The sequence below is a fragment of the Salinigranum rubrum genome, from assembly GCF_002906575.1.
In the GTDB taxonomy this organism is placed as follows: domain Archaea; phylum Halobacteriota; class Halobacteria; order Halobacteriales; family Haloferacaceae; genus Salinigranum; species Salinigranum rubrum.
Genome location: NZ_CP026309.1, coordinates 4196341 through 4209323 on the forward strand (window position 1 = coordinate 4196341; position 12983 = coordinate 4209323).

The window sequence follows — 12983 nt, forward strand, 5'->3', positions numbered from 1 at the left end:
GTGGGTGCCGTGGCGACGGATGCGCGTCGCGGGCGGACAGGCCACGCTACCAGACCGAGAACAGGACGTACGCGCCAGCCGTCGCGACGGCGGGCACGGCGTTCTGAAGCACCACCACGCGCAACGTCGTCCACGGCCGATAGAGGTCGTCGATAGCGACGTCCTGGTCGGTCACCTCCTCGACCACGTCGTCGGCGTCGACCACGAGCGCCCCCTCGGCACGGGTCGCCCGGCCCCACCCGAGTCCGACGGTACTCATCGTGGCGATGACGACGAAGCTCGCGGGGATGCCGATGGCCGACAGTGCCGTCACGAGCGTCGCGCTCACGAGGGCGACGACGAGCGCCGCGGTCAGCGGCAGTTCGGTGAGCCCCTCGCCCATCGTGTCGAGCGTCCGCCGGGCGATGGTGAACGCGCCGAGGCCGATGGCTCCGCCGGCGAGGATGATGCCCGCGTTCATCGAGAGCTGCCCCGAGCCGACGAGCGGCGCGACGGCGTTGGCGACGTTCGACGCCCCCGCCGAGAACGCCATGAAGCAGGCGATGGCGACGACCAGGAAGACACCGGTCGCCTCCCGTGGCGTGGTCTCGTCGGCGAGTTGGGGCGTCGGAATCCCGGAGCGGTCGAGTTCGAGTAACGACCCGTCGCTCGTGTCGACCGCGAGGCGTTCCTCGATGGCGTCGTAGCCGTACCGACCGACGACGCCGCTCACCCAGAACGCGATGAGCGGGGCGACGATCCACCACGAGACGATTTCGAGGACGACGTCGGTCGCCAGCGCGTTCCGCGCGAGGCCGAGGCCGGCGATGGCTCCCACGGCGGTCATCGACGTCGACGCCGGCACTCCGAGGACGTTCGAGACGAAGAGCGCCCCACCGATGAAGAAGAGCACGCCGATGCTCACCGGGAGGGTGAAGGGGTCACCGAGGACGAGGTTCGAGCCGAGCGTCGTGACGACCCGGCGACCGACAGTCCATCCGCCGAGGAAAGCGAAGCCGGTCATGAGGGCTCCGGCGGCGAGTTTCGAGACCGCACCGCTCCCGACGGCGGGACCGAACGCGACACCGGTGTTCGAACCGCCGACGTTGAAGCCGACGAAGACGGCGACACCGAGTCCGACGAGAAGGAGGAGCGAGGTCACGAGGGAAGCTTTCGCGCCACCGTACAAAAACACCGGGTCGTGCGGTCGAGCACCGTCCGTGACGGGGCGCCGACGAGAGAGGGTTACTTCGTCGCCTCGGCGATGGCCCCGTCGAGGTCGGCGAGGATGTCTTCGGGGTCCTCGATGCCGACCGACAGACGGACCATGTCGGGCGTGACGCCCGCGGCCTCCTGTTCTTCCTCGGTGAGTTGCTGGTGGGTCGTCGAAGCGGGGTGGATCACCAGGGTCTTCGCGTCGCCGACGTTCGCGAGCAACGAGGCGACTTCGACGCCGTTGACGGTGCCCTTCGCCGCGTCGTACCCGTCGTCGAGACCGAAGGTGATCATGCCGCCGTACCCGCCGTCGAGATACTTCGAGGCGTTGTCGTGGGTCGGGTGGCTCTCCAGTCCAGGGTAGTTGACCCAGGCCACCTCGGGATGGTCGTCGAGGAACTCCGCGACGATCATCGCGTTCTCGCAGTGTTTCTCCATCCGGAGCGGGAACGACTCCAGTTTCTGGAGGACGACCCAGGCGTCGAACGGCGACTGCTGGTTGCCTAAATCCCTGAGCCCGCGGGCGATGGCGGCGTAGGTGAAGGCGGCGTCACCAAAGGTTTCAGCGAAGTTGACGCCGTGGTAGGCGGGGTTGGGTTTGGCGATTTCGGAGTACTTCTCGGCGTGCTCGGCCCAGGGGAAGGAGCCACCGTCGACGAGCGCCCCGCCCACGGTCGACCCGGCGCCGTGGAGCCACTTCGTCGTCGAGTCCCAGACGAGGTCGGCGCCGTGGTCGAGCGGCGTGCAGAGATACGGCGTGGCGAACGTGTTGTCGACGAACAGCGGCGCGCCGTTCTCGTGGGCGATGTCGGCAATACGCTCGATGTCCGGCGTGTCCAGCGCGGGGTTGCCGATGGTTTCGAGGTGGACGTACGCGGTGTCCTCGTCGATGGCCTCCGCGTACGCGTCGTAGTCGAGGGTGTCGACGAACCGCGTCGTGACGCCGCGGCGCTCGACGGTGTGGGTGAGGTAGGTGTACGTCCCCCCATAGAGGGAGGAGGCGGTGACGATGTTGTCGCCGGCCTCCGCGAGGAGGAACGTCGCGAGGTCGAACGAGGCCATGCCGGAGGCGGTGACGGCGGCACCGATGCCGTTTTCGAGCGAGGCGATGCGACCCTGCAGCATCTCCAGGGTGGGGTTCATCAACCGCGAGTAGATGTACCCCTCCGCTTCGAGCGCGAACTGGGCGGCGGCGTCGTCGGCGTCGTCGAAGACGTACGAGGTGGTCTGGTAGATGGGCGGCGCGCGCGAACCCGTCGCGGCGTCTGGTTCCTGTCCGGCGTGGAGACTTCGCGTGTTGAATCCCGGCTGTGAGTCGTCGTCTGACATGCGTGGGTTGCGTTCAGATGGTGTGGATGTAAAGATAGGTGTGCGAGGCGGGGACTGCCGGTGACTACGACGGTCGTTCGGGACGCTTCTCTGGGTGGCTGTGTTCTGTGTGGATTCGGGGCTGGGTTCGATGAGCGATGACAGCTCGATGGTGGGCGGTGCGGAGAGAACCGCGCGGTCGTCTTGCTGAATCCCGAAGCTTCGTCGACGCGTTAAATTCCGGAAACTTCGTCGACGCGTCCGCGACCGACCGTCACCGGAGACCGTATCCACACTCCCCGCGCGCTCACGACCGTCTCGCAACGTTTTAGTAGCGCGAAGAATCAATGAACAACTAATGACGCGGATCTCCCCCTCTCGGCACGCTTCTCCGGGAGTCCGTACTGTCCTCGTCGCGCCCACCGACGGCGTCCGACGACCGCGACGACCGGGCCGCTAGGCCCACTACTATCCACTCACCCCGCGACTTGCTCACACGACTTCAACGACGCTTGTGTCGGCTATAGGCGTCTCTGTGCATTTCTTTCATAATCTAAAACAACAAATTTAAGCCCGTGAGCGGTGCTACATCGATGTATATGACACGCGTCGCACTCGCGTTCTCCGGCGGGCTGGACACGACCGTCTGTGTCCCGCTCCTGGAGGAAGAGTACGGACACGACGAAGTAATCGGCGTCACGGTCGACGTCGGACAGCCCGAATCGGAGTTCGAAGAGGCCGAAGAGACGGCGGAAGCCCTGGGGTTAGAACACTACGTCGTCGACGCCAAGGCGGAGTTCGCGGAGACGTGTTTCCGCGGCGTGAAGGCGAACGCCACGTACCAGGGCTACCCCCTGGGCACCGCGCTCGCCCGCCCCGTCATCGCACAGGCCATCCTCGACGTCGCGGAGGAGCACGACTGCGACGCGCTCGCACACGGCTGTACCGGGAAGGGCAACGACCAACTCCGGTTCGAGGCCGTCTGGCGCGCCTCCGACTTGGAGGTCATCGCGCCCGTCCGCGAACTCGGGCTCACCCGCGAGTGGGAGATCGAGTACGCCGCGGAGAAGGACCTGCCTGTCGAGGCGGGTAACGAGGGCGTCTGGAGCATCGACACGAACCTCTGGTCCCGCGCCGTCGAGGGCGGCGAACTGGAGAACCCCAACTACGTCCCCCCGAGGACATCTACGAGTGGACGAGCGCGCCGACGGGCGACACCGAACTGGTGGAAATCGAGTTCGACAACGGGATTCCCGTGGCCGTCGACGGCGAGGAGTTAGCGCCCGTCTCGCTCATCCAGCACCTCAACACCCTCGCAGGGGAGTACGGCGTCGGTCGCACGGACGTGATGGAAGACCGGATGCTCGGCCTGAAGGTGAGAGAGAACTACGAGCACCCCGCCGCGACCGTCCTCCTGAACGCGCACAGAGCGTTGGAAGACCTCGTCCTCACGAAGGAAGAGCGCTCGTTCAAGACGCAGGTCGACCACCGCTGGTCGGAGAAGGCCTACGAGGGCCTGATCTCCGGACCGCTCGTGCAGGCGCTCGAAGGGTTCATCGAGGTCACCCAGGAGAAGGTCACCGGTACCGCGACGGTCAAACTCGAAGGCGGGCAGGCCCGCGCCGTCGGGCGTCAGTCCGACTACGCCGTCTACTCCGAGTCGCACGCCTCGTTCAACTCCGCGGACATCGAGGCGGGTATCGAACAGAGCGACGCGACGGGCGTCGCAAAGTACCACGGGTTCCAGGAGCGCCTCGCGAAGCGGGCGTACGACTCGGCGACGAAGAAGAAGACGGAAGCCGTGACCGACGGCGGCGACGACGAGTAACGAGATGACGGAGGACGTCCCCGAGAGCGCCGTCCGCCGCGACCGCTTCAGCGGCGGCCCCGCGCGGGGGTTCCTCTCCTCGCTCGCGGGCGACGCGCGCATCTTCGACGCCGACCTCGCGGTCGACCGCGCACACGTGGTGATGCTCGCCGAGCAGGGCATCGTCGAGGACGCGGTCGCCGGCGAGATACTCGCCGCGCTCGACGACGTCGAGGCGGCGGGCCACGGCGCACTCCCCGAGGGCGAGGACGTTCACGAGGCCATCGAGACGGCCGTCATCGACATCGTCGGCGACGAGGGTGGGAAGATGCACACCGCCCGGTCGCGTAACGACGAGGTGGCGACCTGCCTCCGCTATCGGCTCCGCGAGGACCTCCTCGACGCCGCGGAGACGACTCTCAGGCTCAGAGAGGTGCTGGCCGAGGAAGCCGAGAAACACACCGAGACGCTGATGCCCGGCTACACGCACCTCCAGCCGGCCCAGCCGACGACGGTGGCACACTACCTGCTGTCGTACGAGTCGGCGGTCGCCCGCGACACCGAGCGACTGCTCGACACGTATTCGAGAATCAACGTCTCCCCCCTGGGCGCGGCGGCCTTCGCGGGCACGCCGTTCGACGTCGACCGCGAGCGCACGGCCGAACTGCTCGGGTTCGACGCCCTCGTCGAAAACTCGATGGACGCCTCGTCGGCGCGGGACTTCCTCCTCGAAGCGACGAGCGCGCTCGCGACCCACGCGGTGACGCTCTCGGGCCTCGCGGAGGACCTGATCCTCTTCGCCAACAGGGGGTACGTCGACCTCTCGGACGACTACTCCTCTACCTCCTCGATCATGCCGCAGAAGAAGAACCCCGACACGCTCGAACTCGTCCGCTCGGTGGCGGGCGAGGCGGTCGGCGACCTCACTGCACTGCTCACGACGCTCAAGGGTCTCCCTCGGGCGTACAACCGTGACCTGCAGAACGCCCATCCACACACGTTCGACGCCGTCGATTCGGTCGTCGAAGCGTCGGACGTGGCCGCGGGCGCGGTTGCGACGGCGACGTGGGAGGAGGCGAGATTGAAGAAGGCCGCAGGCGAGGGCTTCTCGACGGCGACGGGGGTCGCAGACCGGTTGGCGATGGCGGGCATCCCCTTCCGGACGGCCCACGAGATACTCGCCGAGGCCGCGGCGGTCGCCGAGGAAGAGGGGAGAGATACGCCCGACGTCGCGACGCTCGACGCGGTCACGACGGACGTGCTCGGAGGGTCGCTCTTCGAGTACGTGAGCCGCGAGGCGGTCGAGGCCGCACTCGACCCCGCCGCGAGCGTCGCGAGTCGCGACTCGACCGGCGGGCCCGCATCCGAGGCGGTCGAAGCCGCGCTCGCGAGCGTCGAGGAGGGCCTCGACGGGGACGCCGAAGCCATCGAAACCAGCCGGCACCGACTCGAAGACGCGCAGGCGACGCTCGAAGAACGGGTGGCGACGTATGTCTGAACACGACGACGAGCACGAGTACGAACGCGAACGCGAGACTGCGCGTGTCGTCGGCGCGGGGGCCGCCGTGTCCCTCCCGCCGTTCGCAGACGCTCCAGTCCGGGGACGAGCAGGACCGGCGGTCCCGCCGCCGTCCCCGTCAGGGGACTAATTAACATATTACTGATACGGAACGGGTTTGAAACCTCTAAATTGCCCGACTTCGCTCGATTAGTCGATACTTCGTTATTGTATTATTCCCGATAAGTTCGATGGTTTTAAGGTCTCTCACGGGTGAGAAGGAGACACGATGCCAGAAGAGCTCACTGCGGAAGACCCGGTGACCGGCGAACAGATCACGCTCCCGGCCGACGTCGAGGTCGGCGAGATCATCGACAGTCCCGTGAGCGGCGCCGAACTGGAGGTCGTCTCCTTGGACCCCGTGGTCCTAGAGGAGGCGCCCGAACTCGAAGAGGACTGGGGAGAGTAGCGGTGCACGTTGGACTGCTGTACTCCCGGATCCGCCGCGACGAGAAACTCCTCCTCTCCGAGCTCCGCGACCGCGGGCACGACGTGACGAAGATCGACGTCCGGAAGGAGCAGTTCAACATCTCGGAAATTCCGGCGGTGTTCGACGACCTCGACGTCGTGCTCGACCGGTGTCTGGCGACGAGTCGGAGCCTCTACATCACGGAGTTCCTCGATTCCTACGACATCGCGGTCGTCAACAGCGCGGAGACCGCGGAGCTGTGCGCCGACAAGGTGAAGAACAGCCTCGCGCTCGAAGCGGCGGGCGTCCCGACGCCGAACACGACGGTCACCTTTACGACCGACGCGGCGCTCGAAGCCATCGAGGAGTTCGGCTATCCCTGCGTGCTGAAGCCCGTCGTCGGCTCGTGGGGGCGGCTCATGGCGAAGATCGACACGCGCGATGCGGCCGAAGCCATCCTCGAACACAAGGCGACGCTCGGCCACTACGAGCACAAGGTGTTCTACGTCCAGGAGTTCGTCGAGAAGCCCGGCCGCGACATCCGTGTGCTCGCGGTCGACGGCGACCCCGTCGCCGCGATGACGCGCTCGTCGGAGCACTGGCTCACGAACGCCGCAAAGGGCGGCACCACAGCCGAATTCGAACTCGACGACCGCGCGCTCGAACTGGTCGAGAAGGCCTCCGCCGCCGTGGGCGGCGGCCTCCTCGGCGTCGACCTGATGGAGGTCGGCGAGGATGGGTACACCGTCCACGAGGTGAATCACACCGTCGAGTTCAAGGCGCTGAACGACGCGGTCGGCGACACCGTCGACGTGCCCAGCCGGGTCGTCGACTGGCTGGAGACGAAAGCCCAGGCCGAAACGGAGGCGACGGTATGACGCTGCGCGCCAGCGTCGTCGGCGGCTCCGGCTTCACCGGGGGGAGCTGCTCCGGCTTCTCTCTCAGCATCCGGAGTTCGAGGTCGTTCAGGCGACGAGTCGGTCGTACGACCGCAAAACAGTGGGGAGGGTCCACCCGAACCTGCGGGAACTCGACCTGCGCTTCAGTTCGCCAGAGGACCTAGAGAGCGTGGACGTGCTGTTCGCGGCGACGCCCCACGGCGTCTCGATGCAGCAAATCGACGACTTCTTCGACAGCGCGGACACGGTCGTCGACCTCTCGGCGGACTTCCGCCTCTCCACCGAAGAACAGTACGACGAGTGGTACGACGGCCACGTCTGCCCCGAGTACCTCGACCGCGCGGAGTACGCCCTCCCCGAACTCAACCGGGAGAACCTCCCCGGAGCGGACCTTCTCGCGTCGGGCGGATGTAACGCCACGGCGACCATCCTCGGACTGAAGCCGCTGTTCGACGCCGGCGTTCTGAAAGGGGACGAACAGGTCGTCGTCGACGTGAAAGTCGGCTCTTCGGAGGGGGGCGCGGGCGGCGGCGACGCCTCCTCGCACACCGAGCGGTCGGGCATCGTCCGACCCTACGCGCCGACCGGCCACCGCCACGAGGCCGAAATCGAGGAGTTCCTGGGACTGTCCGTGTCGTTTACCGTCCACGCCGTGGACATGGTCCGCGGCGCGAGCGCGACCTGCCACACGTTCCCGTCGTCGAAGGTGACGACGAGCGACCTCTGGAGCGCGTATCGGGACGCGTACTCGGACGAGCCGTTCATGCGGACGGTCGCGGGCGGGGGCGGCGTCTACCGCTACCCCGAACCGAAGGTCGTCGCCGGCACCAACATGGGCGAAGTCGGCTTCGAGGTCGACGCGAAGAACCGCCGACTGGTGGTGTTCTCGGCCATCGACAACATGATGAAAGGGTCGGCCGGGCAGGCCGTCCACGGCGCGAACGTCGCGCTCGGCCTGGAGGAGACCGCCGGCTTGGAGGCGACGGGCTTTCACCCCGTGGGGGCTCCATAGATGTCGGTCGTCGTCAAAATCGGCGGCGCGCGCGCGGTCAACCCCGAAGGCGCGCTCGCCGACATCGCCTCGCTCGTCGGAGCGGACGGGGGAGGAAGCGAGGACGTCGTCGTCGTCCACGGCGGGTCGACCAAAGTGGACGAGACGCTCGAACGCATGGGTATCGAGCCGACGTACGTCGACACGCCCGAGGGCGTCACGGGACGCTTTACCGACGAAGAGACGATGGAGGTGTTCACGATGGCGATGTCGTGGATAAACACCGACCTCGTCGCGGGGCTGAGAGCGCAGGGCGTCGACGCGCTCGGCCTCTCCGGCGTCGACGGCGGCCTCCTCACCGGCCCGCGCAAGTCTGCCGTGCGAGTCGTCGAAGACGGGAAGAAGAAGATCAAACGCGGCGAGCACTCGGGCCGCATCGACGCGGTGAACGCCGGTCTGCTGGAGACGCTCATCGGCGACGGGTACACCGTCGTCACCGGCCCGCCGATGCTCGGTGTCGAGGGAGGCGCGGCGTCGGAGACGCCGCGAGGTGAAGGCGGTGTCACCGCCGGCACGCCCGTGAACACCGACGCCGACCGGGCCGCCGCGGCCGTCGCGGGCGCGCTCGACGCGACGCTCGTCCTGCTCACCGACGTCGAAGGGGTGTACGAAGACCCCGACGACCCCTCGACGCTCATCTCGCGCGTCGAGACGAGCGCGGACTGGGACGGCCTCGAAGCCGCCGCCGAGGGGTTCATGACCAAGAAAGTCATGGCCGCGAAGGAAGCGCTCGACGGGGGCGCGTCCGAGGTGGTCGTCGCGAGCGCGAACGCCGACGACCCGGTGAGCAGCGCCCTGCAGTCCGGAGGCACCCACATCCAGCGCAGCGCCGTCGGGACCGAGACACAGGGAGACACAGCATGAGCGGATTCGTCTTCTCGGAGAAACCCATTCAGATCGAGCGCGGCGAGGGACCGTACCTCTACACCGACGACGGCACCGAGTACCTGGACTTCGGCGCCTCCTACGCGGTGGCGGCGCTCGGGCACGCCCACCCACGGGTGACCGAAGCCGTCCAAGAGCAGGTCGCGAAGCTCCTGTACGTGCAGGCGTCGTACCCGAACTCGACGCGGACGGAACTGTACGGGAAGCTCGCGGCGCTCGGGCCCACGGACGAGACGCGCTCGCTCGACAACGTCTGGCTCTGTAACTCGGGAACCGAGGCGAACGAGGCGGCGATGAAGTTCGCCCGGAACGCGACGGGGCGGTCGAAAATCGTCGCCACCCGTCGGGGCTTTCACGGCCGGACGATGGGCGCGCTGGCGATGACGTGGAAGGAGAAGTACAAGAAGCCGTTCGAGCCGCTCGCCGGCGGCATCGAGTTCGTCACCTACGGGGACGAAGAGGAACTCGAAGAGGCGGTCGACGACGACACCGCCGCGGTGTTCCTCGAACCCGTCCAGGGCGAGGGTGGAATCCACCCCGCGTCGGCCGAGTACCTGCGGGCGGCGCGCGACTACACCGAAGAGGCGGGCGCGGCGCTCGTCTTCGACGAGATTCAGACGGGCGTCGGGCGGACGGGGACGCTGTGGGCCTGCGAGGGAGCCGGTGTGGTTCCGGACCTGCTCACGGCCGCGAAGGGCATCGCGAACGGCCTCCCGCTGGGCGCGACGCTCTGTGCGGACTGGATCGCCGACGCGGAGCCCGAACACGGCTCGACGTTCAGCGGCGGCCCCGTCGTCTGTGCGGCGGCGAACGCCACCCTCGACACCATCGTCGAGGAGGACGTCCCCGGAAACGCCGCGCAGATCGGCGAGTACCTCAGGGGAGAGATCGAAGCGGCGACCGAGGAACACGACCTCCCCATCCGGGACGTGCGCGGCCTCGGGCTGATGATCGGCATCGAGGTCAAGCGCGGTTCGAACCGCCTGCTGAGAGACCTCGCGCTGAACGAGGGGATCCTCGCACTCCCCGCGGGACGGACCGTCCTCAGGCTCCTCCCGCCCCTCACGATCGAAGAGGAACACGCGGACCGGATGGTCGACGCACTGATCGAGGTGATGACGTGATGAGCACGAAACCCCAGACACGGACGACGGAACTGGACGCACAGGAACTCCTGGTCGACCTCGTATCGACCCCGTCGCCGTCGGGCGAAGAGGAGGAAGCGGCGGCGGTCCTCGTCGACTTCTTCGAGGCGCACGACCGGGACGTGTACGTCGACGAGGCGGGGAACGTCCGCGCGCCGGCCGACGACGCCCTCCTCCTCACGTCGCACATCGACACCGTTCCGGGGAACATCCCGGTCGAGGTTCGCGAGGGAGAACTGTGGGGCCGCGGGAGCGTCGACGCCACCGGCCCGCTCGCGGCGATGGCCGTCGCCGCAGTGGAGACGGGCGTCTCGTTCGCCGGCGTCGTCGAGGAGGAGACCACCTCCTCGGGGGCGCGCTTCCTCTGTGAGGACCGCGCCGAACCCGACGCGGTGGTGAACGGCGAGCCCTCCGGCTGGGAGGGAATCACCCTCGGCTACCGCGGGTTTCTCGACGGAACGTACGTCGCCACGTCGGAGTCGGGACACTCCTCCCGGCCGGACATGAACGCCATCGAGGAGGCGATGGACTGGTGGCAGAAGGTCGAAAGCGCCTTCGAGGCCGACGAGTGGCGGCCCATCTTCGAGCAGGTCACCACCAAGCCGGTGGGGTTCGACGGCGGCCTCGGGGCCGACGGGCTGTCGGTGGAGGCGACGATGGAGGTACAGTTCCGCATCCCGCCCGCGCTGTCGGCCGACGAACTGCGCGAACTCGCCGACTCGAAGCTGGTGGAGGGAACCGTCCACTGGAACGAGCCCATCCCGCCGGTGATGGAGTCGTCCCGGACCGAAGCGGCCCGCGCCTTCCGCGTCGCCATCCGACAGGTCGGCGGGAACCCGCGACTGCTCCGGAAGACGGGGACGAGCGACATGAACCTCTACGCGAACGCCTGGAACTGCCCGATGGTCACGTACGGCCCGGGCGACTCCGACCTCGACCACGCGCCGGACGAACACATCTCCCTCGACGAGTTCGACACCTCCGTGGAGGTCCTCGTCGACGTCGCCCGGCGGCTGCAGGGAGCGTAAGATGCTCTCGACGACGCACCTGCTCGACATCGACGACCTCTCGACCGAGGACGTCCACACCGTCCTCGACCGTGCGGCGGCGCTGAAGGCGGGCGAGGACGACACGCGGCTCGCACAGCAGACGCTGGGGATGATCTTCGAGAAACCCTCGACTCGAACCCGGACGTCGTTCGAGACGGGGATGACGAAGCTGGGTGGACACGCCGTCTACCTCGGCCCCGACGACATCCACCTCGGCCACGGCGAGCCCATCAAGGACACCTCGCGGGCGCTGTCTCGCTACGTGGACGCGGTGATGGCGCGGCTGTTCGACCACGCCGACTGCGAGGAGTTGGCGGAGTACGCCGACGTCCCCGTCATCAACGGGCTGACCGACGAGGCACACCCCTGTCAGACGCTCGCGGACCTCCTGACCATCCGCGAGGAGTTCGGGTTCGACACCCGAGTCGCGTGGGTCGGCGACGGCAACAACGTCGGGCAGTCGTTCGTGCTCGGCTGTGCGCTCGTCGGCATCGACCTCACCGTCGCGACGCCCGAGGGGTACGGGATGGACGCGTCGGTGCTCGACCGGGCGGCCGAGTTGGGGAGCGCCCCCGAACTCGCCGAGAGCCCCGAGGCCGCCGTCGCGGACGCCGACGTCGTCTACACCGACGTCTTCGTCAGCATGGGCGAGGAGGACGAGCGCGAGGAGAAACTCGCGGCGTTCGACGGCTACCAGGTGAACGCGGACCTCCTCTCGTACGTGAGCGAGGAGACGAAGGTGATGCACTGCCTGCCCGCTCACCGGGGAGAGGAGATAACCGACGAGGTGCTCGAATCCGACCGGGCCGTCGTCTGGGAGCAGGCGGAGAACCGCATGCACGCGCAGAACGGCCTCTTGGTCGAACTCCTGACGGACGACTGAGAGCGACTGACTCGACGGGTCCGGTCTCCCGTCGCGGTCGCTGCACCGGACGGCGACGGGACACGACGGTTCGGAAGACCCGAGTGGCTACTCACCGAACGGAGGGTGATGTCACCGCTCGTCGCTTCGCGCCGCCGTCGCCTCCGACTCGGGACCGTCGGACTCGGCGTCGCCGTCGCCGCCCTCTCGGGGGCAGTGATGACGAACCTCGACGTGCTCACGGGAACCACCCGCCGCGCGGTCGAGGCGACCGCCGCGACCTACGGCACCACTCCCGAAGTCGCCTTCGTCACCGTCCACGCCCCGCTCGTGTTCGGCGTGCTCATGGGTGCGGTCGGCTCGGTGTACGTCGGCCTGCTGCCACCGAACGAAGAGGTCGAGAGCGTCCAGGGGACGCTCACGGCGTCGGTCCGATTCTACGCCGAGGCGGGCGACATCGCCACGGCCGTCGCACTGGGCGTCCCGCTGGCGGTCGTCACCGGAAGCGGAACCGCGTTACCGGGGACGCTCGCGCTCGCGTTCGTCGCCGGTCTCCCACTCGGCGTGCTCGCGCTCTGCGGAGCGACGGTCGGAACCGCCCTCGCGCGGGAGACGGGACGGCGCTGGGCGACCCTGCTCGGATCGGTCGCGCCCGTCGTCGGCATCGTCCTCGCACACGCGGCGCCGACCGGGCCGGTCTGGACCGCCTCCGCGGGCGCGACGTTCACCGCGCTCGCCGTCGTGGGGGGTGGGTGGTCGATGGTCGGCCGCCGACCGTGAGCGAGCGCGCCACCAGACACTTACCGTGGTTCGTCC

At 68.0% G+C, this 12983-nt stretch carries 11 protein-coding genes and 2 pseudogenes; 11 read left to right on the forward strand and 2 right to left on the reverse strand.

All coding sequences use genetic code 11. From position 1 onward, the window contains the following. Window positions 1-46: 46 nt before the first annotated feature. Together C2R22_RS20770 and C2R22_RS20775 are read right to left on the reverse strand one after the other, a co-directional pair. Window positions 47-1141 (reverse strand): inorganic phosphate transporter, encoded by a 1095-nt coding sequence (locus C2R22_RS20770; protein WP_103427467.1) that lies wholly within the window; start codon window positions 1139-1141, stop codon window positions 47-49. 83 nt (window positions 1142-1224) lie between these two features. Further along, window positions 1225-2523: an O-acetylhomoserine aminocarboxypropyltransferase/cysteine synthase family protein gene (locus C2R22_RS20775; protein WP_103427468.1), complete on the reverse strand. Its 1299-nt coding sequence runs from the start codon at window positions 2521-2523 to the stop codon at window positions 1225-1227. A 578-nt stretch (window positions 2524-3101) separates the two neighbouring features. Between C2R22_RS20775 and C2R22_RS20780 the strand changes: the two are divergent. The 11 genes and pseudogenes from C2R22_RS20780 to C2R22_RS20825 all read left to right on the forward strand — a co-directional run bounded on the left by C2R22_RS20780 (window position 3102) and on the right by C2R22_RS20825 (window position 12947). Further along, window positions 3102-4330 (forward strand): annotated as a pseudogene (locus C2R22_RS20780) (argininosuccinate synthase). 4 nt (window positions 4331-4334) lie between these two features. Further along, window positions 4335-5807, forward strand: coding sequence for an argininosuccinate lyase (argH, locus tag C2R22_RS20785; RefSeq protein WP_103427469.1), 1473 nt, complete (start codon window positions 4335-4337; stop codon window positions 5805-5807). Continuing rightward, complete coding sequence (locus tag C2R22_RS25310; protein WP_162562581.1) at window positions 5800-5958, forward strand: hypothetical protein; 159 nt, start codon at window positions 5800-5802, stop codon at window positions 5956-5958. Before argH ends, C2R22_RS25310 begins: the two co-directional genes overlap by 8 nt. 138 nt (window positions 5959-6096) lie before the next feature. Further along, window positions 6097-6276: a lysine biosynthesis protein LysW gene (gene lysW, locus C2R22_RS20790; RefSeq protein ID WP_103427470.1), complete on the forward strand. Its 180-nt coding sequence runs from the start codon at window positions 6097-6099 to the stop codon at window positions 6274-6276. Between the two features lie 2 nt (window positions 6277-6278). Beyond that, window positions 6279-7154: a lysine biosynthesis protein LysX gene (gene lysX / locus C2R22_RS20795; protein ID WP_103427471.1), complete on the forward strand. Its 876-nt coding sequence runs from the start codon at window positions 6279-6281 to the stop codon at window positions 7152-7154. Next, a pseudogene (gene argC, locus C2R22_RS20800) lies at window positions 7151-8187 on the forward strand (N-acetyl-gamma-glutamyl-phosphate reductase). The gene lysX and the pseudogene argC overlap by 4 nt, the downstream one beginning before the upstream one ends. Continuing rightward, window positions 8188-9090, forward strand: coding sequence for an acetylglutamate/acetylaminoadipate kinase (locus tag C2R22_RS20805; protein WP_103427472.1), 903 nt, complete (start codon window positions 8188-8190; stop codon window positions 9088-9090). Further along, the gene (locus C2R22_RS20810; protein ID WP_103427473.1) at window positions 9087-10235 is read left to right on the forward strand and encodes an aspartate aminotransferase family protein; all 1149 of its coding nucleotides are present in this window, start codon (window positions 9087-9089) and stop codon (window positions 10233-10235) included. The genes C2R22_RS20805 and C2R22_RS20810 overlap by 4 nt, the downstream gene beginning before the upstream one ends. Continuing rightward, window positions 10235-11284 carry a [LysW]-lysine hydrolase gene (locus tag C2R22_RS20815; RefSeq protein WP_103427474.1) on the forward strand — a complete coding sequence of 350 codons (1050 nt, stop codon included), beginning with the start codon at window positions 10235-10237 and terminating at the stop codon, window positions 11282-11284. Before C2R22_RS20810 ends, C2R22_RS20815 begins: the two co-directional genes overlap by 1 nt. A 1-nt stretch (window position 11285) precedes the next feature. Next, on the forward strand, window positions 11286-12188 hold the full coding sequence (argF, locus tag C2R22_RS20820; RefSeq protein WP_103427475.1) for an ornithine carbamoyltransferase: 903 nt from the start codon (window positions 11286-11288) through the stop codon (window positions 12186-12188). A 108-nt stretch (window positions 12189-12296) separates the two neighbouring features. Then, a complete protein-coding gene (locus C2R22_RS20825; protein WP_103427476.1) occupies window positions 12297-12947 on the forward strand; it encodes a hypothetical protein in 651 nt (216 codons plus the stop codon). The last annotated feature ends 36 nt before the right edge of the window (window positions 12948-12983 follow it).